The following is a 20,362-nucleotide window of genomic DNA, read 5'->3' as shown; positions in this document are numbered from 1 at the left end:
ACCGCTGGTCCGCGCTCAGGCCTTGACAGCGGACGTTCCGCGGTGCAGACCGCTGAGGGCCCAGTTGGCGAGACCCGCCGCGAACGCGATGCCGGCCGCGATCATCGGAAGCACGAGGGCGGCCGACGTGCCGAGGCTCTCCGCGATCTCCCCCGCCACCGCGGCGCCGATCGACTGGCCGACGATCACCCCCGAGCCGAGCATCGTCATCACCGTCGCCGACCGGCCACGGGGGCTCCGCGCCGCTCCGAAGCTGTACTGGGTGACGAGGGTCGGACCGATGCCGATGCCCATGATGGCCAGGGCGAGCATCATCCCCGCCGGCGAGTCGACGATGCCGAGCAGCAGCGAGCCGGCGAGGAGGACTCCGGAGAACACGAGCCATCGCGCCCGGAGCGAGAACCGCGCGGGGAGCCACGCGACACCCAGGGCCAGCAGCGCGGAGCCGACGCCCATCACGCCGTACAGCAGGCCCGCCTGCTCCGGGGCACCGAGGTCGGCCATGAACGACGTGAGCGAGGTGAGCATGGTCCCGAAGAAGATGCCGACTCCCAGGATGCCGAGGACGACGATGAGGAGCTGCGGCCGGAACAGCTCGGACACGGCGGACGGCGCCCGGCCGTCCTCGGTGCGGTCCTGCGACACATGCCGTCCGCTCGGGTGCAGCGCGAAGGCCCCGACGAACACCAGGGTCAGCACGGCGGCGCCGACCAGCGGCGCCCAGGGCGCGAGTGCCGAGGCGAGGACACCCACGAGGAAAGGACCGAACACGAAGACGGTCTCGTCGGCGGCCGACTCGTACGCCATCGTGCCGGAGACCGTGCGGGCGCGGCGCTCCGCCGGCATCCGCTCGCCGATGATCGTGACCAGACGGGAGCGCGAGAGCGGCGCCACCTGCGGGGCCGTCGCGCCGATGCCGATCGCGGTGAGAAGCACGAAGCCGTCGGCGGCCGGACCATAGACCACCGCGGTGAAGAGCAGGAGCATCGCCGCGTTGCCCACGGCGAGCGCGAGGAGGACCGTGCGCTGGCCGAAGCGGTCGGCGGCGGCGCCCAGGAGCGGACCGAAGCAGGCGGTGCCGAGACCGACCGCAGCGGACGTGAGCCCGCCGAGGGACAGGGATTCCCGCGCCGATACGACGACGGTCAGCACACCGACCACCATCATGGCGAAGGGCAGACGCGCGATGAACGCGATCAGGAAGTAGGGCAGGCCGGCGAGGCGGAAGAGGCTCGGCTCGGCGGTATCGGGCGTGGTGCTGGCGTGTGTCATGGCTCTCGCGCGTCGACGACGCGATGTCGGGTGCCGCCGCTGTCCGCCGGAGACGCCGACGGCCGGTAGATACACGGTTTCTGCGGCCGCGGGCGAACCGCGACCCTTCCATGATATCCGGTGCCCCTGGGCGGGCGCCCTGCCAGCCTCTCCCCCGGCTTGTCAAGGCTCCGGCCCGCGCACCCCGGCTGCGGGTACCGTAGGGGCATGCGCTACCTCTTCAGCACCGGACTCGTCGCCGCGATCTCGGCTGGGATCTCGCTGCTGCGCGGCACCCGCAACGAACCCATCACCTGGCGCTCGCTCCTGTCGTGGGTGAGCTGGGGCATCACGATGGCGCTCGCGGTCGGCGCGGTCGTCGACATGCGCCGCGAACGCCACGGCGTGCCGGTGGACGCGGACTCCCCGCAGTCGGTGAAGAAGTCCAAGAAGGCGCAGCGTCTGCAGTTCCGTTCGCAGAAGGCCCTCGCCGACGCGCAGGGGCACGCCCAGGACAAGCGGTCCTGACGCACCCCCGCGCCTCCCGCGTCAGCGCGTGAGGATGAGCGCCTCGCCCTGACCGCCGCCGCCGCACAGGCCGACCGCCGCGGTTCCGCCTCCCCGGCGGGCCAGCTCGTGCGCGACGTGCACCACGAGACGGTTGCCGGAGGCACCGATCGGATGACCGATCGCGATGCCGCCGCCGTGCACGTTGACGATCTCACCGTCCAGCCCGAGCTCGGTCTGCGAGCGGGCCACGACGGCCCCGAACGCCTCGTTGATCTCCACGAGGTCGAGGTCCTGCGGGGTGATGCCCTGTTTCCGGCACGCCTGCTCGATCGCTCGCGCCGGCTGCGCCTGGAGCGAGTTGTCAGGGCCGGCGGTCTGGCCGCTCGCGCCGACGGTCACGAGCACCGCCCAGCCCTTGGCCTCGGCGGTCGCCCGCGTCGTGACGACCACGGCGGAGGCGCCGTCCGAGATCTGGGACGAGTTACCCGCCGTGATCGAGCCACCCTCGGCGAAGGCGGCTCGCAGTCCCGCGAGGGTCTCCACCGTCGTCTCGGGGCGCACGCCCTCGTCCCTGGTCACGCGCACCGGTTCGCCCCGGCGCTGCGGCACCTCGACGGCGACGATCTCCGCGTCGAGCACACCGCTCTCCTGCGCGGCGGCGGCGCGCTGATGCGAGAGCGCGGCGACCTGGTCCTGGGCCTCCCGGGTGAGTTCGTAGCGCGCGTTGTGCCGTTCCGTGGACGCGCCCATGCTCTCCCGGTCGTAGGCGTCCGTCAGCCCGTCGTAGGCCATGTGGTCGAGGACCTCGACGGTGCCGTAGGTCCAGCCCTCGCGCGATCCCATGAGCAGATGGGGTGCACGGGTCATCGACTCCATGCCGGCGGCGACGACGACCTCGGCGTCCCCGGTCCGGATCACGCGCGCCGCGTCGATCACGGCGGTGAGCCCGGACAGGCAGACCTTGTTCACGGAATGGGCGGGGACGTCCCAGCCGATTCCCGCGCCGATGGCGGCCTGACGGGCGGCGTTCTGACCAGACCCCGCGGCCAGCACCTGTCCCACGATGACCGCGTCGACGTCAGCCGGGTCCACTCCGCCCTGCTCCAGCGCACCGCGGATCGCGAACGACCCCAGCTGCGGCGCGGTGAAGGCGGCGAGCTGCCCCTTCAGCCGCCCCTGCGGGGTGCGCGCCGCGGCGACGATGACGACATCGTTCTCACTCATTGATCTCGGTCCTTCCGTTGTCCAGTTCCGGGGCGAGGCGGAGAGGCGGCTCCGTGGCGTGCCGCACCTGCTCCACCGTGACATCGGGCGCGAGCTCGACCAGGACGAGCCCGTCCGGCGTCACGTCGATCACCGCGAGGTCCGTGATGATCCGGTCCACGACGCCGCGTCCGGTCAACGGCAGCGTGCAGGCGTCGACGATCTTCGCCGAGCCGTCCTTGGCGACGTGCTCCATCAGCACGATCACCCGTCCGGCGCCGTGCACGAGGTCCATCGCGCCCCCGGGGCCCTTGACCATCTTGCCGGGGATCATCCAGTTCGCGAGATCTCCCGAGGCGGAGACCTGCATCGCCCCGAGGATCGCGGCATCGATCTTCCCGCCGCGGATCATGCCGAAGCTGAGGGCGGAGTCGAAGAACGCCGCCCCGGGCAGCGTGGTCACCGTCTCCTTCCCCGCGTTGATGAGATCCGGGTCGACGTCGGCCTCCCGCGGATAGGGCCCGACCCCGAGGATGCCGTTCTCCGACTGCAGCACCACGGTCACGTCGGACGGGACGTGGTTCGGCACGAGGGTGGGCAGGCCGATGCCGAGGTTCACATACGCGCCGTCCGGCAGCTCGGCCGCCGCACGCGCGGCCATCTGGTCTCTCGTGAGCGCCATGTCAGGCTCCTTCCGCGGCGACGGTCCGTCGCTCGATGCGCTGGGGGATGTCCTCGCCGACTTCGACGATCCGGTGCACGAAGACGCCGGGCAGGTGGATCGCGTCCGGGTCGAGCTCTCCCGGTTCGACGAGCCGCTCCACCTGCGCGATGCACACGCGCCCGGCCATCGCGGCGAGCGGGTTGAAGTTCCGCGCCGCCTTCCGGAACACGAGGTTGCCGTGCCGGTCGCCGCGGACCGCGTGGACCAGGGCGAAGTCGGTGGTGATCGCCTCCTCCAGCACGAACTCGCGCGGTTCGCCGTGCACCGTGAACGTGCGTACATCCTTGGGCGGCGAGGCCACCGCGATCGAGCCATCGGCGTGGTACCGGCGAGGCAGACCGCCCTCGGCCACCTGGGTGCCGACGCCCGTCTGGGTGAAGAACGCCGCGATTCCGGATCCTCCCGCCCGCAGCTTCTCGGCGAGCGTGCCCTGCGGGGTCAGCTCCAGCTCGAGCTCCCCGGACAGGAACTGCCGCTCGAACTCCTTGTTCTCCCCCACGTACGACGACGTCATCTTCCGGATGCGCTGCGCGGCGAGCAGGATGCCGAGCCCCCAGTCGTCCACCCCGCAGTTGTTGCTGACGACGCTCAGGTCGGTCGTGCCCTGGGCGAGGAGCGCTTCGATGAGGGCGATCGGGTTCCCGGAGAGCCCGAAGCCTCCGACCGCGAGCGAGGCGCCGTCCGGGATGTCGGCGACCGCGGCGGCCGCGGACTCCCATTGCTTGTCGATCACGTCTGCTCCTTCGGTTCCGTGTCCCCTCCAGCCTCTCGCCCCGGCGGAGCCACGGCCAGCACCCTCTTGCGATGTGGACGCCCGCACCACTAGCGTCCACGATGTGGACACTGTGACGAACGCCGTCCCCGGCACTCAGGCCGTCGCGCGGGCGGCTCGGCTTTTGCGCCTGGTGACGGCGGCCGGCACCGACGGCGCCACCCTGCAGGAGCTCGCGGCACGCGCCGGGCTCTCCCGACCCACCACACATCGCCTGCTCAGTGCCCTCCGCGCGGAGGGACTCGTGGACCGCGACGCCGACAGCACGCGCTGGATGCCGGGACCCGAGCTCTTCCTCATGGGGTCCGTGGCTGCCGCTCGATACGACGTGACCGCCCTGGCCCGGGACATCGTGCGGTCGCTCGCGGTGAAGACCGAGGAGAGCGCATTCTTCTCCGTCCGCCGCGCGGACGAGACGGTCTGCCTGCTGCGGGAAGAGGGCTCGTTCCCCATCCGCTCGTTCGTGCTGAGCGAGGGAGTGCGCTTCCCGCTCGGCGTGGCGAGCGCGGGCCTGGCGATCCTCGCCTTCCTCCCCGACCACGATGTGGATGCCTACCTGGAGCGCCATCCGGAGCTCGTCGAGAACTGGGGACGCGCTCATGGCGAGCGCCCGCTGCGGAAGCGCCTCGCCGAGACGAAGGAGCGCGGGTTCGCCGTCAACCCCGGCCTGATCGTCGAGGGGAGCTGGGGCCTCGGCGCGGCCGTGTTCGACCGCGCCGGACGCCCGGAGTGGGCCCTCAGCCTCACCGGTGTCGCGTTCCGCTTCGGCCCGGAGCGTCAGGCCGAGCTGGGCCGGATCCTCCTCGCGCACGCGCATCAGCTCTCCGCGAGGATCGCGCACGCCCGACGGTGACCTCGATACATACCCAAAGGTATATACTTTCTGGTATGAATCGCTCCGAGGTCATCCCGTCGCTCGTCCTGTCGGGCTACGCGCTGGGTCGCATCGCCGCCCAAGACGCGGGGAACGAGGCCCCCGCCGCGCAATGGCGGGTGCTCAGCCTGCTCGACCAGTCAGGCCCCCATCGCGTCGGCGAGCTCGCCGCGGCAGCCCGCACGACACAGCCCGGCATGACCCGGCTGCTCGGCGCCCTCGAACGCGAGGGCCTCATCCGCCGCTCCCCCGATCCCGACGATTCCCGTGCCACCGTCGTCGCCGCGACCCCCGACGGCACGGCGGCCCTGGCCGCTTGGCGCTCCGAGTTCCGGGAGACGATCGCACCGCGGTTCGCCGACCTCGACGACGACGACTGGCATGCCCTCACCCGTGCGGCCGAGATCCTCGCCGCCCACACCTCTGCCGACCGGACAGGAGACATCCGTTGAACACCGCCCCCGCATCCCCCGCCCCCTCGGTCTGGCGGCAGCCCGCCCAGGTATGGGCCGTCGCCTTCGCGTGCGTCGTCGCCTTCATGGGGATCGGACTCGTCGACCCCATCCTCCCGGCGATCGCGGAGTCGCTCGAGGCCACGCCGGTCGAGACGGAACTGCTGTTCACCAGCTACCTCCTCGTCACCGGCCTCGCGATGCTCGTCACCAGCTGGATCTCCAGCCGGATCGGCGCCAAGGCCACGCTCCTCGTCGGTCTCGGCCTGATCGTCGTGTTCGCCTTCCTCTGCGCGATCAGCGGCAGCGTCGACGCGGTCATCGGCTTCCGTGCCGGCTGGGGGCTGGGCAACGCGCTGTTCATCTCGACGGCGCTGGCCACGATCGTCGGTGCCGCATCCGGCGGCAGCAGCGCGGCCATCGTGCTGTACGAGGCGGCGCTCGGCCTCGGCATCGCCGTGGGTCCCCTGCTCGGCGGCATCCTCGGTGAGCAGAGCTGGCGAGGACCGTTCTTCGGCGTCGTGGCCCTGATGGCCATCGCCTTCATCGCCGTGCTCGTGCTGCTGCGGGGACCGGGCGAGAAGCGCACGCCGGTGAAGTTCTCCGCCCCTTTCACGGCTCTGCGCCGTCCCGCGCTCGCGATCCTCGCCGTGGCCGCCCTGTTCTACAACATCGGCTTCTTCGTGCTGCTCGCGTTCTCGCCCTTCCCCCTGGGCTTCGGAGCGATGGGCATCGGCCTGACGTTCTTCGGCTGGGGTGTCGCCCTCGCGATCACCAGCGTGTGGGTCGCGCCGGTGCTGATGCGCCGGATGCCGAGGACCCACGTGATCCTCACCGTGCTGCCGCTGCTCGCCGTCGACCTCGTCGTCGCGGGGCTGGTGGTCGCCGAACCTGCCGCTCTCGTCGTGTGCATCATCGTGGGCGGCCTGCTCCTCGGCGTCATGAACACCGTGCTGACCGAAGCCGTGATGGAGGCGACCGACCTCCCCCGCTCGGTGGCGTCCTCGGCCTACTCCGCGGTCCGCTTCCTCGGCGGCGCGATGGCCCCGCCGATCGCGGCTCTGCTGTGGCACCTGTTCAGCGCGACCGTGCCGTATCTCTTCGCCGCCGCCGCGGTCCTGCTGGCCGCACTGACGATCCTCCTCGGCCGGAAGGTCCTCGCGCACATCGACGACGAGCCGGGCGACGTGGCCACCGAGGACGCGGCGGCGATCCTCGTCGGCGACGCCGGCTGACCCGCTCGGCTACCGTGGGGACATGACCGACGCTCCTCCCCTCCCCGAGCGCAGCCGACGGGTGCAGGAACACCTCCACGCCGCCGGCGTGGAGACCGAGATCCGGGTCCTTCCCGACTCCGCCCGCACCGCCGCGGAGGCCGCCGCCGCCATCGGCTGCGACGTCGCAGCGATCGCCAACAGCCTCGTCTTCCTCGCCGATGGCCGTCCCGTCCTCGTCATGACCAGCGGCGGGCACCGCGCGGATCTCGCGGTCCTCGCGCGGAGCATCGGGGCGCGTGCGGTGGTCATGGCTCCGCCCGCCGTCGTCCGTGAGGCCACCGGACAGGCGATCGGCGGAGTGGCGCCCGTCGGCCACCCCACGCCCCTCCCCACCTTCATCGACAGTGCCCTGCAGCTAAACGACGTGGTCTGGGCGGCGGCCGGCCACCCGCACACCGTCATGCCGCTGACCTTCGCCCAGCTGTCGGATCTGACCGGCGGCACCGTGATCGACGTGGTCTGACACCCCGGATGTCCGCGCCATGCCCCATGATGGAGGCGATGCGGGCCGCGGCGCGAGCGACCGGCGAGACGGAGGCGACGACATGTGCGGACGATTCGCGAACGATGCGGCGACGGACGAGCTGATCCGGGAGTTCGTCGCCGAAGGCGGCCGCCCGGAGGACTGGTGGAAGTCCTGGCACGGCGCCTACTCGATCGCGCCCACCGAGAGCGCCCCCATCGTCCGGGACCGCGGCGAGGGCCGCATCCTCGAACTCGTGAGGTGGGACTGGCAGAGTCCCCCCAACCGTCCGCAGCGCGCCCCGCTGATCAACGCCCGGATGGAGAAGCTCGCCGCCGGGTTCTGGGCGCCGGCGTTCTCCGCCGCGCGGTGCCTCGTCCCGATGCGCGGGTACTTCGAATGGACGGGCGAGAAGGGCCACAAGACCCCGCACTTCCTCCACGGTGACGGCCTGCTCGCCGCCGCCGGCCTCACCTGGTCGATGGAGCACGAAGGAGAGAAGGTGCGCTGCTTCGTCGTCGTCACGCGGGAGGCACGCGACGCCGGTGGGGAGGTGCACGACCGGATGCCCGCCTTCCTGACTCCCGACACCTGGGACGCGTGGCTCACACCGGAGAAGCTCACCGGGCAGACCAAGCTCGACACGCTGGCGATGCTCGATCACACCTCCGCCGATGTCGCGGCGACGCTCCGCGGACACGTCGTGGACCGCAAGGTGAGCAACACGCGCACCGTCGACCCGTCCGATCCCACGCTTCTCGATCCGGTGGCCTGAAACAGGGAGACACGCGACGACGCACGACACCCCGGTCGGGTAGGAGAACGGGCAGAAGTGTGAAACGCTGAGCACACCCCACACCAGCGGTCATCGCGTCCGCGCCTCTTCGCACAGGTTCCCGTGGCGAGAAGGGAATCTTGCAATGGGCAAGTTCATCTACGAGAACAGCGTCAAGGTCGATATCGAAGACCGCGCTCTCACTCACATCCAGCTGGTCATGACCGCGAAGCTCCGCCGTGGCGAGCCCTTCGGCTTCACGTGGAAGGACGACGTCAGCATGGGCGGCGGCCGGACGACGGTCTGGATCCATGCCGGCAGCTCGCTCGTGTACAAGTACCACGGCAGTCGCCAGCCCAGCGTCAACCGCGCCTGGATCGAGGCCCTCGCATTCACCGCCAACGCCCCGAGCGGTCTGTACCTCGTCCCCGAGCCTGCGGAGCAGCAGCTGTCGGACGGCAGCGAGAGCGCTCTCACGCGGTCCTAACACGCTCTTCGACGGGGTTCAACCCCTCTTGTCGGGTTCCGAGGAGGTTCGTACCGTGGAGCGCATGGGGAACCAGACGGGAATGACGACGACGCACATCGAGATCGATGGGCACGACTTCCTCCTGCCTCGCAGCACGGATGTCGCGGACCTCATGTCTCGGATCGAAGCGGCGGCGCGCTCGCAACCGACGTTCATCGACTTGGCGACCGGCGACGCTCTGACGAGCGTGCTCATCACCGCGCAGTCGCGTGTCGTCGTCTACCTGATCCGCGAGGACGCCGGTCACGACGCCCCCGTCGACGTGCGCTCCACGCTCGACTGGGATCTCTGAGCAGCACGGTCCGCTCGTAGACTGGACGGATGCTCGTCGCCCTCATCCGCCCCCGAGGATCCATGACCGTCGACGTCACCGGGACATCCCTCGAAGACGTCCACACCCAGCTCGATGCTCATCGTGAGCCGGGCTACGCGCTCACCTCCGCCCCGGTGCGCATGCTCAAGGGTGAGGCGAAGATGGAGGCGACGGGAACGTTCCAGCGCGTCGACGGCGTCGAGCAGATCGAGGCCGACGACATGGCGGGCATCGAGGCGAAGGTTCCCGAGGGCTGGCAGCTGCTGTCCGTCCGCCGCGCCTGACGCGCGCCCCACCCCCAGATCCCGCCGCCCCCTCCCGCCCCGTGCGGGTTCGAAAAGGTTCCTCTCCCGGCCGCGAAAGGCACGGTTTCCATCCCGGCCCGAGCGATCCGGCCCCGAAACGGGCAGAGAAAAAGCCTCGGAGATGGCGAGATCTCTGAGGCTTGTTCCGTGCACCCCCAGGGACTTGAACCCTGAACCCACTGATTAAGAGTCAGTTGCTCTGCCGATTGAGCTAGAGGTGCGTGGCCCGGGATAACCCCGACCGAGGAATTACATTACCAGCGGTTGGCGCCGACACGAAATCCGGCGCGGCCCGGGCGTGGCTCGGGCGTTTCGCCCCCTGATCCTGGCCGATGGTCTCTGCGGGCGCGGTCGGGGCGGCGACTATCCTGAGAGCGTGACCGCCACTCCCGACGCCGCCGACCTGCGCGCCGATCTCCAGCTCGCCCTTCGCCTCGCCGACGCCGCGGATGCCCAGTCGCTCCCGCGTTTCGACGCCGCCGACCTGGAGATCTCCACGAAGGCGGACCACTCGCACGTGACCGACGCCGACCTGGCGACGGAGCGGGCGATCCGCCGGATCCTCGAGGAGGAACGACCCGACGACGGCATCTTCGGCGAGGAGTTCGGCGCTCAGGGCAGCACCGCCCGGCAGTGGATCATCGACCCGATCGACGGCACCGCGAACTTCCTCCGCGGCGTTCCTCTGTGGGGCACGATGATCGCTCTCGCGATCGACGGCGTGCCGCGCGTCGGCGTGGTCAGCATGCCCGCCCTCGGTCGACGCTGGTGGGCGGCGGCCGGACATGGCGCCTGGACCCTCAGCGACCGCACCGAGCGCCGTCTCGCCACCTCGACCGTCTCCTCGCTGGACGAGGCCAGCGTGAGCTTCCAGAGCATCGCGCAGTGGCGTGACGCCGGGCAGCTGGATGCCCTGCTGCGCCTGAGCGAGCACGTCTGGCGCGATCGGGCGTACGGCGACGTCTACGCCTACATGCTCCTCGCCGAAGGGCGACTGGAGGCGGTCGCGGAGTTCGATGTGAAAGAGTACGACATCGCAGCGGCTGTGGCGATCGTGAACGAGGCCGGCGGGCGCATGACGGCATTCGACGGCTCCGAGACGATCTCGGCGCGCTCGACACTCGCCACCAACGGCACCCTTCACGACCAGTTCCTCCGTCTCCTGCACGACTGACTCTCCGAGGCCACGATGACCACCCGACGACTCGCGATCCTGATCGGTCTCGTGCTCGCGGGAGCCGCCCTCACCGCATGCACGGGTGGCGGCACCCCTGATCCGTCGGCGCCGGGCTCTGCCGCTCCCACGGGAGACGGCGGCGCGAGCGCGACACCGGGCGGGGACGAGCTCACGTGCGAGTCGATGATCTCCGAAGGCACCGTCGCGGCCCTCACCGACGCCGGCTGGACGGCAGAGCCGCGCGAGTTCCGCGTCGGGGGCGTCGAGCTGACACAGGGACTCCTCTGCTTCTGGGCGGACTTCAGCGTGCCCTCGGACCACGGGCAGATGTACGGCTGGTCTCCCCTGTCCATCGAGGAGGCGGAGCGCGCACAGGCGGGCCTCGAGGAGGAGGGGTGGCGGAGCGAGGAAGACGCCCAGGGCACGTACGTCACCGAGGACCCGCAGTTCGCCATGAGCACGGACGAGGACGGGTACGGCATGACCTACCTCTTCGGCGACGGCTGGGTGAAGGTCGCCGACACGAAGCAAGGACTCCTCCTCATCGAAGGCCCCCGCTGACGGCACACACCATCCGGTCGGCTGTCAAGCGGCTGGGCCTGCGGCCGGTGATGGACGAGGCTGGAGGCATCCGAGGAAAGGAACGCCCATGGGTAACGACAGCGACCGCAACGACATCAGCACCGAGCCCTCCCCCGGCCCCGAGGAGAACGACAACCTCGGCGCCGAGGACAACAAGGGCGAGCCGCGCACCGTTCCGCCCACGGACGGATCGGATGACGACGGCGACGACGTGCTCGCCGAGGACCCGGACCGCTCGCACTGAGCCCGCTGGCCCGATGACAGGAGCCCCGCCTCGCACGAGGTGGGGCTTCTGCGCTGTCACTCCGTCGTCGAGCCCTGGACGATCTCGTCGACGAGCGTGATGCCTCCGGTGGAGTTCGCCGATTGCATGAGGTCGTCGATCCACTTCGGGTTCAGCTTGGGCGGCTCCCGCCCTTCGAACGTGAAGCGCAGCGGGATCGACGGATGCAGCCAGATCGTGGAGCGTCCGTATGCGTCGCCCTCGGGGTGGGTCCACGACACCGTGAAGCTCTCGTTGCGTCGGAGCTTCGTCGCGATCACGACCTTGAGGTGCGCGAGCGCGCGGTCCTCGATGTGGAGCTGGCTCGTGCTGTCGTACATGATGAACCCCATGTGCGAATCATAGGCCTCGCCCGACTCCGCCACCAGGGCCGTCATGCCGCGTGCATCTCAGCCGCGGACGTCCCTGGGGTCGTCGCCATAGCTGTTGCGCTCCCCGATCGTGCCGTCCTCCCGTCGGATGAGGTGCTCGACCTGACGCGCCCGAGCCGTCTCCCGCCCGACGGCGACCGCCTCGTCCTTCGTGTCATGCGGCCCGCTGAACGTGTTCACCTCGCCCTGGACGCGATTGAACCAGCCGCCTTCCTGGTGGAACGTGTCGACATCGCCCTTCGGCATGGTGTCTCCCTTCGTCGTGAACCCCTTGGTACCGCGCGACGCCGCTCGTCTCCGACCCCCTTGCGCGCGCGCCGGATCGGTCGTACGCGGCCGGGGATCCGTTCGCGTCCCCCGAAGAGGGGACAGACATCCGGCCCCTCCGCCTGCGATCATCTCGGTGAGGGAGTCGAATGGGCGGGCGCTGTCCCGCCGATCGGGGAAGGAGACTTCTGATGACGACCGATATGATCGCGGGGCCGTTCCTGACGGCTGTCCGTCAGGCCTGGGACCGTGCGCGTGGAACACTCATCATCCCCCGGGATTTCACCCTGACGCAGTTGGCGGCCGGAGCGGGATCGCTGAGCGCGGAGGTCACCGACTCGACGGGGACCCGGTTCGGCTTCCGCGTTCCGCTTCCGGCAGCCGCCCGGTGGGAGGGGAGGGCACAAGGTGGTGAAGGCACTCCGGAGCACTGGGCGCTGTGGAGCGTCATCATCCCCCTCATGGAGGAACTGGAGACGGACGCCGGGCGCCGCTTCACCCCCGACGCCGACGGCGTCCGCTGGGTGACCGCGTAGAGGATCGCGGTCACCGCGCCGCGGAGCCTAACGCAGACCGTCTTGGCAGTTGCTTCCCTGACGGGCTTCCCACCACAGCGCGTACTCGGTTCCGTTCTCGGTCTCGATCGTCCACGGCGGGAAGGTAAGGCCCGCCTCCCCAGTGAGCACTAGGGAGGCGGGCCTCATTCTGTGTGACAGCGACCTGGTGGAGCTGGGGGGAATCGAACTATGCCTCGCCCCGCATGACAGTTCGGCACCCGCGGAATCACGCGAAGAAAGCGATGGTAAGCGATGGTCGCTTACGTCGTGCGATGGGGGCGGGAGTGGGCAGAATGTGGGCACGCGGCCACGTCACGCAGCCATGCCGGTGCGACGAGCGCGAGCGGCCGCACGAGCTGCACCGAGCTCACGAACGCGACGCGCGGTGAGCGGCTCCGCCGCGATCCCGTCGATCGACTCCGCCGCACGGACGAGCAGCTGATAGTAGCGAGCCGGCGTCATGCTGAGCTCGCGACGGATCCGCTCGCCCTTCTCCGACGAATGTCCCGGCCCCCTCGACTCGAACGCAAGCAGTACCTCGGGCCTCACCCGTAGTACTCCTTGCGAGCGGCAGCGCGGGCATGCCGCTTCCAACCGCTCGCGGCGGCCTTCTCCGTAGCGCCGGAGCCCTTGCTCCCGCATTCACACGTCCACACCACGCGCGGACGCCCATGGCGGTCTTCCCCGCGATCCAGGTCGATGATCTGATGCACGATCACGATCCTCACCCCGACCGCCGACATTCAGTCCGTCGGCGGTCTCACCTAGACTCGAGATCTCTCGGCCGGGGAAAGGACACCCGGCCACCATGCGGCTCTCGCGCGACACCCTGCTCAGCATCCACCTCGACGCCATCTGCTCGAGGAACCGGTATACGAAAGACCCCGCGCCGGTCATCGACGAGCTCCGCGCCACGGCGGGTGACCGCACAGATCTGCTGGCGCAGTCGGTCGGCACGTGGGTGGGGTTCTTCGAGGACGACTACACGCGGATCCTGTGCACCGCGCTACGCGAGCTCGCCGACCTCGAACCGTGGATTGCTCTCGGCCAGCATCGACGATCACTCCCAGACCCGTCCACGCCCGAGCGCCTGGGGCACGGCCAAGCCGCTGCGCTCCCCCTCTACATCACCACGGACTCCGCCGTCCTCGACGCGCCCTGACCGAGCGGATAACGATCACGCGCCACGGTCGCTCACGAGGACTCCCTATGGGTATCCTGTAGCCCAAGCCAGCAAGAAAGTAGACCGATGAAGCCGATCCGCTCGGCGACAACGGCAGCGGTAATCGGCGCAACCACGGCAAGTATCGTCACTGCGTTGATCTTCGGTCAGACGCTCCCTTCACCGGAGCCCTCGCCTACCTCTGCCGTCGCGCCCACCGACGAACCGACTGCCACCACCACGAACAAGACCCACGACCTTCGTGTCTCCGCCGATGAGACGGAACCTCTCCCGGAGCCTGTGCCGGACCCAGAGACGCCGCCGACTGAACCGGATCCGGAACCGGAGCCCGAGCCGACGCCGACGCCGGACCCCGAGCTGCAGGTGCAGGAGATCGGTGGGACGATCCGGTGGGCGAACCGCTACCAGTGGGCTCTCGTCGATGACCGGGCGCACACCCCGTACGGCACCTCCCACGTCCTCGTCCTCAAAGACCGGGTACGCATCTTCTACGAGTTCGGGGCGGCCGAGGTCCGCGACTTCAGCGTCACCGTCGACGACGAGTTCGCATCCGCCGACGTCCGCGTCGGGGCCTCCGTCGGCCTCACCTACGCTGACGTCTTCTTCTTCATGGGCAACAGCAAGAAGCGGGTCAACCCGTCACTGCTGAGCAAGAAGGGCGCGAACGTCTGGTACTCCGGTTCGTTCAACGTGCTCACCCCGCCCGAACCCGCGCAGTGAACGCAGAAGAGACCCCCACCTGGCCCGAAGGCTAGGTGGGGGTCTCTTCTGCGCGGCGCAGCGCTCAGGGGAAGGTGCGGCTCTGGGGGTCTCGCGCGAGGGAGCCGAGGCCCGGATCTTCCTTCCGAGCGTCTGCCCAGGTGCCGTTCTCGGTCTGCGCGAGCGTGACCGCCGCCGCGGGGGTCGGGTCCGCGGGAAGGGTCGCGAGGATCAGGCGCAACAGCGAGATGAACGCGGCGCCGAGAGCGGCCTGCAGTACGACCCACCAGTCGACGTCGGAGAGAAGGACAGCTCCGGTGAGTCCGGCGGCGAGGGACTGGCCGAAGGTCTTCGCGACCCGCTCGAGCGCGGCGAGCCACCAGGGCAAGTCCACGCCCTCGGACTCGGGCAGCCCGAACAGCGACGTCGCGAAGGACAGGATCGCGCCGACCGTGGCGGCCGATGCGGCCATGAGCCACGGGACGTCTGCGAACTGCACGGCGGCGATGTACGGGATCGCGATGGCGATGGCGGTGTAGACGGCGCGCAGCAGCGCGGCGTTCCACCAGGCGGGGTCGGTGAGCTTGCTCATGGGGTGCCTCCTACGGCAGTCGGTATGCAGACGGTCGCCTGCGTCGGAATGAACGGGCCGAGCTGGGTGTCGGCCGTTTTGACCCAGCGGGTATCCGGTTCGCTCCCCGCGGGACAGGCTGGCCCAGGGGCGCCAGTGGGTCCGGCGGGACCTTGGGTGCCGGGCGGGCCGGGGTCACCCTTCGGACCCGCTGGCCCAGCCGCACCCGGCGGCCCGGAGGCGCCCGGCTCTCCTGCTTCGCCGGCGGCACCGGGAGCGCCTGCAGGACCGGAGATGCCGTCCTCACCGTCCTCGCCGTCGCTCCCGCGGGGTCCCGTCGGCCCCGGAGTTCCCCGGGGGCCAGGATCGCCTGCTGGCCCCGGGGCGACCTCTGCGGGCGCCTCTCCCTCCGGTTCGACGCCTTCGGCGAGTAGCTGCTCGTACAGGCTCTGCGCGTTCGACTGCGACGCCTGCAGGTCGGCGTACATGTCCTGGTTCTCCGCACGGAGCTGCGCGTTGTTCAGGGAGACCAGGACGATCGCGCCGAGCACGAGCACGACGATCAGCGCGCCCATGACCTTGTAGCCGACGGTCCACATCTTCGTCGAGAACATGCTCAACCTCCTGCGATCTGCTGCAGCCCGGCCGTCACGGTCCAGACGACGATGCCGCCGATGAGTGCGAGTACGGCGCTGAACGCGGCGAGGCCGATGGAGAAGAACTGCTGCGCGCGCGTCTTGCGCTGCTCCTCAGCGATGCGCCGCGCTTCCTTCTCGCGCTCGGCGTCCGCCTCTTCAAGGCCGCGGATTCGCGCATCCTGCCGGTCGTCGCGCTCCTTCTGGTTCGCCTGGACCTGGGCCAACATCGCCGACGTGACCATGTCCCGAGCCAGGCCATCGAGACGCCCGTTGATCTCCGACCGGGTGTCACGAAGATCGCCTCGCAGGATGTTGAACAGGGATGGAGGAAGCTCCTCACCCATGGACGCCACCTCCTCCGGCTCCGAGTTCACGCATCGCCCGCTCGACGTTGCAGCCGGTCGGTTCCGGCTCGGTCATCAGGCGTCCGCGTCGCCGAGGCTGACGGCGATCTGGCCCTGCGGGCGCACCGCCGCGCAGGCCTCGCCGATGACTCGGAACATGGACGCGGAAACCTTCATCGAGTTGCCGGTCTCGTACTGGTCGGCGAACGCCTGGAGGGTGTCCTTCGAGCCGGTGATGAAGTTCAGCTCGAAACCAGATCCCGGGTTGCTGACCTTCACCTCCATGCGCTTGTCCGAGTTGATCTTGTGGTGCATCACGTTCTTGACGTACATGTCGTCCTCGTCTTCCTCCCCGGCGGGGATGATCGGTGTCGCAGCGGCGCCGGTAGTGGCGGGCTTGCCGTAGTTCGTGTCGCGAGCACGGATGTACTCAAAGTGGTGGTTCTCGTTCGGAACGTAGAGCCGGTTCCGGATGAAGCCGTTCTCGGCGAGGATCTCGACGATGCGGGCATTCACCCAGTCGTCGGAGTCGAGCGCGGTACCGGCGACGTGGAACGACTCGGACGGGTGCACAGCCTTCGAATGCCCCGGGTACAGCGCAGCCTTGTAGCCCGAGGAGACGTACCGGCCCCAGTTGACAAACATGAGCATCTGGTCGGACCACGATCGGTACGTCGAGTTGACGTCGATGTGCCGCCCGAGCTCGGCGAGCACCTGCGCATCGGCGCGACGGAACGCGGCCGCCGCATCGGGGATGAACTGCACCCCGGGGCGGACAGTTTCGATGACGAGACCGCCCATCAGTTTCCCCCCTTTCCCGCGCTTAGGAGAGCGCGAACGAGCCCACGATCGGCAGGGTCTGCCCCGCAGCGAGCGAACCTGTGCGATACGGCAGCCGGACCTGCCCGGCCGTGGTGATGTCCAACATCCCTGTGACCGCGGCGCCCTGCCCCACGGTTGCCCCGATCCACCGAAGAGCGGTGGGGCGGGTGAGCACGGGAGCGGTGAAGATGTGGGTGAATGCGGCGCCCGTGCCGACCACTGCTGCGCCTTCGGCGTGAACGCGGTTCCCGACGAGACGGAGCAGGATCGGGTAGGTCGGCGACTCGGTCCAGCCCGGTCCCATCGACTCAGGACCGAAGACCGTCTCGGTCGTCGGTGACAGCCAATCGAACGCGTCCTCGCTCCACACGTTGATCTCGGCGGTGTTCTGGTTGAACACCGCGAGCCCGTCGAATCGGGAGGGGCCGGTGATGGCATCGCGCTCAGCCTCCGTCATCCCACCGCGGTAGTTGCCCATGAGCGCGAGGAGGTCGCGCAGCTTGTTCAAGTCCGCGGCCGTTTGGGGCGTGTCGTTGAAGGTGCCCAGGCCCTTCGGACCGCCGGTCGGTGAGTAGCCCATGTGGTTCTCCTAGGTGGTGTAGGTGACCCGCACGGCTCCGGACTGAGCGTCCTTCTGCGTGCCGGCCCAGATCGAGTAGCCGCCACCCGCGAAGCCGAGGCCCCCGGTGTTGGATTTGAGGTGTTCGATGAGTCCGACGGGGATGCTCCGCCAGCCCGTGCGCCGACCGCTGACTTCGGGGAGCTCGCTGACTGCAGCGAACGTGACCGGCCCGACTGGCTTGGTCGCGAAGCCATGGCGGCCCAACGGCGCGGCGCCGAGGTTCTTCGTCTGCGGCAGGTAGATGGAAGCGCTGATGATCGACGCGTTGTCGGGGATCGTGTCGCGGATCTTCGTGCCGTAGAACCACGCCCCGATGTTCCGGACCGAGCACCACACGTCGTTCTGCCACCAGCTGTTCTCGTACGCGCCCGAGTCGATCGCGGTGAACGTGACGGTCCGCCGACCACCGCCGCCGCCCGGTGCTGGCGGGACCTCGGGGTCCGGCTTGACGTCGGAGCGCACGCCGAGGATCCAGCATCCGTCGCCCCAGAGGAGCTTTACCGCGTCACCGGAGCTGTAGGTGCGTCCGAGGTCGAAGGTCGCGTCAACGCGCCCGAGGTCGGTCTGCACGCTGGCGACGCCGCCGGTGATCGTGGCGATCACGCCGTTCGTCGGCTTCGGTCGTGTCGGGCCGAGCATGTAGGCGACGCCGTCGGCGACGAGCACCCACACCGGTTCGTTCAGCTCGGGCATGTAGGAGCTGGTGAAGTTCGCCGGCACCCGCCCGTCGCTGAAGTCGACCGTTGCGCGCAGCCCGTCGATGCCGCGGAAAAATCCGGCGACGATCTGCACCCTCGACTTCTGACCGATCAGGTCGAGGATCGTCTCGGTTTCGGTGCTCACTCCGGCACCTCCTGGAAGCCCACCACCCAGAAGTTCCCGGAGGCGGCGGTGAGCTCGGACGGCTTGACCGGGCGGGAGCCGGGGCGCGTGATCCAGAACTTCATGTCCGTGGTCGGGGCCTTGGCGGAAGTGGCCGAGTTGTACGGGTAGACGAGGGCCCCGATCGAGGTCTTCGACCGGCCCTCCGCCGAGAGCCGGAGGTTCGCGGACCGGATCTCGATGCTCCCGCCGTAGTCGGTGGCGGCCTCCTTGTGGGTGAACGTGATGAGCCCGGTGGTCGCGTTCATCGCCCCTGCGATTACGAACCCGGTGAGCGACACCCAGTTGCTGCCGTCCCACTGGACGTAGTCGTAGAAGCCCGAGTCGTCGCCGAACCGGATCAGGATCTCGTCGGTCCCTACGGAAGCGCCGGGGTGAATCGCGCGCTGCGCGTACGTCTCGTCCTGTCCGACGACGAGCCCGACGACGCGAGTGGCGTCGAATGACAGCCCGAGCGTCACCCCCGAGTCGTCTTGGCTTATGGTGTCGAAGCCAACCCGCTGGTGCTGAGCGTCTTCGATGTACTGGAAGCCGGAGCCGGTGTTCCGGATCGAGCATCCGATCATCCGCATGCGTCGTCCCGGGTCGCCGATGACCATCCCCAGGTTGCCCAGGTCGGTCATCACCGCGGCATACTGCGACTGGAAGTGCGCGAGATCTTCGGCGCGGACCGGTGTCGTGCGGGCCGGCTTGTCCTGGTAGACGCGAGGGGTGAACGGCATCAGATATCTCCTCCGGGGAAGACCCCATCGCCCGGGAACGTCGAGTCACCAGGAAGTAGCAGTGGTTCCGGATCGGCCACCGTTGTAGTGCCACCGATCTCGACGGTGAGCGACTGCGTCGCCTGACCTCGGTTGATCGTCACGACCCGGCCGATCAGCCAGTGGGTGGGACGCTCGATGAGCACGACGTCGCCGCGCTCCCGCAGCGGGTTGAACAGCTCGACCACCGGAACCACCCGTGTGCGGAGCGTGGAGACCTGCGCGAGGGTCTCGTTCGCCCACTTCTGCGCCTGCGCGCGGGTGGTCACGAGCTCACTCGACAGATAGTGGGTGCGGGCGCCGAACGGTGAACGGCCCCCGGCCGGGTTCCGGACCCGCAGTGGACCCGTGGTGATCTCGGCGACCGCGAGGACGGCCGCCTGATCGGCACCGTTCGCGCGGACCACGACCCGGTTGTAGACCTTCCCTGCTGACATCATCGACCCGATGTCGACGAGCACCTCGCGAGTGATGCGGTCGACCGGGTCGGGCCACGCCTTCGGGCGTGCTGACAGAGCACCGTCGGCGGTCATGTGCGGGACCGCAGACAGGATCACGTCCATCAGCTCGTACAGCGCCTTGATCTTCTCGTCCTCGTACATCACCGAGCGGGTGATCGCCGCGTCTGGGACGGCCCGCTCGATCGGCATGCCTGAGATCCGGCCGACCTCGTCCCATGCGGAGACCAGCGACGCCGGGGCTGTGGGCACGTCGAACGTCTCCTCGCCGATCGCCGCGGTCAGCTCCTTGAGTTCGAGTTCGACTGTGGAGCCCACCGTGATCCAGTCACCGCGGAAGCGCATCTGCTCGTCGCGTGCGGACGGGACATCGGTGATGAGGAACCAGCCGTACGGGACCCGCTCCACGAACGGGCCGGAGTGGACGACGGAGAACACCTGCAGTTGGGCGCCGAACGGAGCGAACGGATCCTCCATTGCAGTCGGAAGGACGGAACGACCGAAGTCGTCCGTCCACACGACCGCGCACGTCATGGACTGCTGGATCTCTGCGCCTGCGTCCTCTGACGGCCGCACATCGGTCAGCGGCACGCGCTCCTGTCGGCGCTCGCCGTCGTAGTACAGGTCCGCCTCCCAGTAGTGGTCGAACGAGCTCGTGAGCAGACCGCGAAGAACCTCGGATCCGAAGCGCATCACA

30 protein-coding genes and 1 tRNA gene are annotated in these 20,362 nt (G+C 69.3%); 15 read left to right on the top strand and 16 right to left on the bottom strand.

What is annotated here, in order from left to right; translation table 11 throughout:
• Positions 1 to 15 precede the first annotated feature (15 nt).
• Positions 16 to 1,272: an MFS transporter gene (locus C6C15_RS07510; RefSeq protein WP_060920983.1), complete on the bottom strand. Its 1,257-nt coding sequence runs from the start codon at positions 1,270 to 1,272 to the stop codon at positions 16 to 18.
• Between the two features lie 207 nt (positions 1,273 to 1,479).
• On the opposite strand from C6C15_RS07510, the gene C6C15_RS07505 reads away from it, so the two are divergent.
• Positions 1,480 to 1,779: a hypothetical protein gene (locus C6C15_RS07505; RefSeq protein ID WP_025103262.1), complete on the top strand. Its 300-nt coding sequence runs from the start codon at positions 1,480 to 1,482 to the stop codon at positions 1,777 to 1,779.
• Between the two features lie 21 nt (positions 1,780 to 1,800).
• Here the strand turns inward: C6C15_RS07505 and C6C15_RS07500 are convergent, their stop codons facing one another.
• Genes C6C15_RS07500 through C6C15_RS07490 form a run of 3 tightly spaced genes read right to left on the bottom strand, consistent with a single transcriptional unit; the run spans position 1,801 to position 4,421 of the window.
• Positions 1,801 to 2,985 (bottom strand): acetyl-CoA C-acetyltransferase, encoded by a 1,185-nt coding sequence (locus tag C6C15_RS07500; RefSeq protein WP_105949720.1) that lies wholly within the window; start codon positions 2,983 to 2,985, stop codon positions 1,801 to 1,803.
• Positions 2,978 to 3,646, bottom strand: a complete 669-nt coding sequence (locus C6C15_RS07495) for a CoA transferase subunit B (RefSeq protein WP_174521412.1) — start codon at positions 3,644 to 3,646, stop codon at positions 2,978 to 2,980. Before C6C15_RS07495 ends, C6C15_RS07500 begins: the two co-directional genes overlap by 8 nt.
• Before the next feature lies 1 nt (position 3,647).
• Positions 3,648 to 4,421 (bottom strand): CoA transferase subunit A, encoded by a 774-nt coding sequence (locus C6C15_RS07490; protein WP_060920985.1) that lies wholly within the window; start codon positions 4,419 to 4,421, stop codon positions 3,648 to 3,650.
• A gap of 103 nt (positions 4,422 to 4,524) precedes the next feature.
• Here C6C15_RS07490 and C6C15_RS07485 point away from each other — a divergent pair, with 103 nt between their 5' ends.
• From C6C15_RS07485 to C6C15_RS07450, 8 genes are all read left to right on the top strand, one after another.
• A complete protein-coding gene (locus tag C6C15_RS07485; protein ID WP_060920986.1) occupies positions 4,525 to 5,313 on the top strand; it encodes an IclR family transcriptional regulator in 789 nt (262 codons plus the stop codon).
• Positions 5,314 to 5,348: 35 nt separating this feature from the next.
• Positions 5,349 to 5,786: a MarR family winged helix-turn-helix transcriptional regulator gene (locus C6C15_RS07480; RefSeq protein WP_060920987.1), complete on the top strand. Its 438-nt coding sequence runs from the start codon at positions 5,349 to 5,351 to the stop codon at positions 5,784 to 5,786.
• Positions 5,783 to 7,021 carry an MFS transporter gene (locus tag C6C15_RS07475; RefSeq protein WP_060920988.1) on the top strand — a complete coding sequence of 413 codons (1,239 nt, stop codon included), beginning with the start codon at positions 5,783 to 5,785 and terminating at the stop codon, positions 7,019 to 7,021. The genes C6C15_RS07480 and C6C15_RS07475 overlap by 4 nt, the downstream gene beginning before the upstream one ends.
• A 22-nt stretch (positions 7,022 to 7,043) precedes the next feature.
• On the top strand, positions 7,044 to 7,526 hold the full coding sequence (locus C6C15_RS07470) for a YbaK/EbsC family protein (RefSeq protein WP_105949719.1): 483 nt from the start codon (positions 7,044 to 7,046) through the stop codon (positions 7,524 to 7,526).
• Between the two features lie 82 nt (positions 7,527 to 7,608).
• Positions 7,609 to 8,301 (top strand): SOS response-associated peptidase, encoded by a 693-nt coding sequence (locus tag C6C15_RS07465; protein WP_085607360.1) that lies wholly within the window; start codon positions 7,609 to 7,611, stop codon positions 8,299 to 8,301.
• 145 nt (positions 8,302 to 8,446) lie between these two features.
• Entirely contained in the window at positions 8,447 to 8,788 is a 342-nt protein-coding gene (locus tag C6C15_RS07460; RefSeq protein ID WP_060920991.1) for a DUF7882 family protein, read from the top strand.
• A gap of 64 nt (positions 8,789 to 8,852) precedes the next feature.
• A complete protein-coding gene (locus C6C15_RS07455; protein ID WP_144880981.1) occupies positions 8,853 to 9,122 on the top strand; it encodes a hypothetical protein in 270 nt (89 codons plus the stop codon).
• Between the two features lie 29 nt (positions 9,123 to 9,151).
• Complete coding sequence (locus tag C6C15_RS07450; protein ID WP_060920993.1) at positions 9,152 to 9,427, top strand: hypothetical protein; 276 nt, start codon at positions 9,152 to 9,154, stop codon at positions 9,425 to 9,427.
• Positions 9,428 to 9,596: 169 nt separating this feature from the next.
• Here the strand turns inward: C6C15_RS07450 and C6C15_RS07445 are convergent.
• Positions 9,597 to 9,669 (bottom strand) — tRNA-Lys (locus tag C6C15_RS07445).
• A gap of 155 nt (positions 9,670 to 9,824) precedes the next feature.
• Here C6C15_RS07445 and C6C15_RS07440 point away from each other — a divergent pair.
• The 3 genes from C6C15_RS07440 to C6C15_RS17060 all read left to right on the top strand — a co-directional run bounded on the left by C6C15_RS07440 (position 9,825) and on the right by C6C15_RS17060 (position 11,451).
• Entirely contained in the window at positions 9,825 to 10,622 is a 798-nt protein-coding gene (locus C6C15_RS07440; protein WP_060920994.1) for an inositol monophosphatase family protein, read from the top strand.
• A 15-nt stretch (positions 10,623 to 10,637) separates the two neighbouring features.
• Positions 10,638 to 11,186 carry a hypothetical protein gene (locus tag C6C15_RS07435; protein WP_105949717.1) on the top strand — a complete coding sequence of 183 codons (549 nt, stop codon included), beginning with the start codon at positions 10,638 to 10,640 and terminating at the stop codon, positions 11,184 to 11,186.
• 88 nt (positions 11,187 to 11,274) lie between these two features.
• Positions 11,275 to 11,451 carry a hypothetical protein gene (locus C6C15_RS17060; RefSeq protein WP_158698530.1) on the top strand — a complete coding sequence of 59 codons (177 nt, stop codon included), beginning with the start codon at positions 11,275 to 11,277 and terminating at the stop codon, positions 11,449 to 11,451.
• A 56-nt stretch (positions 11,452 to 11,507) separates the two neighbouring features.
• Here the strand turns inward: C6C15_RS17060 and C6C15_RS07430 are convergent, their stop codons facing one another.
• Complete coding sequence (locus C6C15_RS07430; RefSeq protein ID WP_025103247.1) at positions 11,508 to 11,822, bottom strand: DUF7882 family protein; 315 nt, start codon at positions 11,820 to 11,822, stop codon at positions 11,508 to 11,510.
• 57 nt (positions 11,823 to 11,879) lie between these two features.
• Positions 11,880 to 12,107 (bottom strand): DUF2188 domain-containing protein, encoded by a 228-nt coding sequence (locus tag C6C15_RS07425; protein WP_060920996.1) that lies wholly within the window; start codon positions 12,105 to 12,107, stop codon positions 11,880 to 11,882.
• 212 nt (positions 12,108 to 12,319) lie between these two features.
• On the opposite strand from C6C15_RS07425, the gene C6C15_RS07420 reads away from it, so the two are divergent.
• Positions 12,320 to 12,664, top strand: a complete 345-nt coding sequence (locus C6C15_RS07420) for a hypothetical protein (RefSeq protein ID WP_105949716.1) — start codon at positions 12,320 to 12,322, stop codon at positions 12,662 to 12,664.
• Positions 12,665 to 12,997: 333 nt separating this feature from the next.
• On the opposite strand, the gene C6C15_RS07415 is transcribed toward C6C15_RS07420, so the two are convergent.
• Positions 12,998 to 13,327, bottom strand: a complete 330-nt coding sequence (locus C6C15_RS07415; RefSeq protein ID WP_105949715.1) for a DUF3263 domain-containing protein — start codon at positions 13,325 to 13,327, stop codon at positions 12,998 to 13,000.
• A 166-nt stretch (positions 13,328 to 13,493) separates the two neighbouring features.
• Here C6C15_RS07415 and C6C15_RS07410 point away from each other — a divergent pair, with 166 nt between their 5' ends.
• Together C6C15_RS07410 and C6C15_RS17215 are read left to right on the top strand one after the other, a co-directional pair.
• On the top strand, positions 13,494 to 13,847 hold the full coding sequence (locus C6C15_RS07410) for a hypothetical protein (protein ID WP_105949714.1): 354 nt from the start codon (positions 13,494 to 13,496) through the stop codon (positions 13,845 to 13,847).
• Between the two features lie 87 nt (positions 13,848 to 13,934).
• A complete protein-coding gene (locus C6C15_RS17215) occupies positions 13,935 to 14,588 on the top strand; it encodes a hypothetical protein (protein WP_199787702.1) in 654 nt (217 codons plus the stop codon).
• Between the two features lie 64 nt (positions 14,589 to 14,652).
• Here the strand turns inward: C6C15_RS17215 and C6C15_RS07400 are convergent, their stop codons facing one another.
• The 8 genes from C6C15_RS07400 to C6C15_RS07365 form a co-directional block, all read right to left on the bottom strand.
• The gene (locus C6C15_RS07400) at positions 14,653 to 15,159 is read right to left on the bottom strand and encodes a holin (protein ID WP_105949713.1); all 507 of its coding nucleotides are present in this window, start codon (positions 15,157 to 15,159) and stop codon (positions 14,653 to 14,655) included.
• Positions 15,156 to 15,752 carry a hypothetical protein gene (locus C6C15_RS07395; protein WP_158698529.1) on the bottom strand — a complete coding sequence of 199 codons (597 nt, stop codon included), beginning with the start codon at positions 15,750 to 15,752 and terminating at the stop codon, positions 15,156 to 15,158. The genes C6C15_RS07400 and C6C15_RS07395 overlap by 4 nt, the downstream gene beginning before the upstream one ends.
• A gap of 2 nt (positions 15,753 to 15,754) precedes the next feature.
• The gene (locus C6C15_RS07390; RefSeq protein ID WP_060921002.1) at positions 15,755 to 16,120 is read right to left on the bottom strand and encodes a hypothetical protein; all 366 of its coding nucleotides are present in this window, start codon (positions 16,118 to 16,120) and stop codon (positions 15,755 to 15,757) included.
• Positions 16,121 to 16,195: 75 nt separating this feature from the next.
• Positions 16,196 to 16,921, bottom strand: coding sequence for a hypothetical protein (locus tag C6C15_RS07385; protein WP_105949712.1), 726 nt, complete (start codon positions 16,919 to 16,921; stop codon positions 16,196 to 16,198).
• Positions 16,922 to 16,943: 22 nt separating this feature from the next.
• The gene (locus C6C15_RS07380; RefSeq protein ID WP_105949711.1) at positions 16,944 to 17,522 is read right to left on the bottom strand and encodes a hypothetical protein; all 579 of its coding nucleotides are present in this window, start codon (positions 17,520 to 17,522) and stop codon (positions 16,944 to 16,946) included.
• Between the two features lie 9 nt (positions 17,523 to 17,531).
• A complete protein-coding gene (locus C6C15_RS07375) occupies positions 17,532 to 18,407 on the bottom strand; it encodes a hypothetical protein (RefSeq protein ID WP_105949710.1) in 876 nt (291 codons plus the stop codon).
• Entirely contained in the window at positions 18,404 to 19,168 is a 765-nt protein-coding gene (locus C6C15_RS07370; RefSeq protein WP_105949709.1) for a hypothetical protein, read from the bottom strand. The genes C6C15_RS07375 and C6C15_RS07370 overlap by 4 nt, the downstream gene beginning before the upstream one ends.
• Positions 19,168 to 20,358, bottom strand: a complete 1,191-nt coding sequence (locus C6C15_RS07365; protein WP_105949708.1) for a phage tail protein — start codon at positions 20,356 to 20,358, stop codon at positions 19,168 to 19,170. The genes C6C15_RS07370 and C6C15_RS07365 overlap by 1 nt, the downstream gene beginning before the upstream one ends.
• Positions 20,359 to 20,362: the final 4 nt, after the last annotated feature.

Origin of the sequence: Microbacterium sp. str. 'China', from assembly GCF_002993305.1 — a bacterium.
Lineage (GTDB): Bacteria > Actinomycetota > Actinomycetes > Actinomycetales > Microbacteriaceae > Microbacterium > Microbacterium paraoxydans.
Note: the sequence above shows the minus strand (reverse complement) of the source record. Positions and strands in the feature narration are given on the sequence as shown.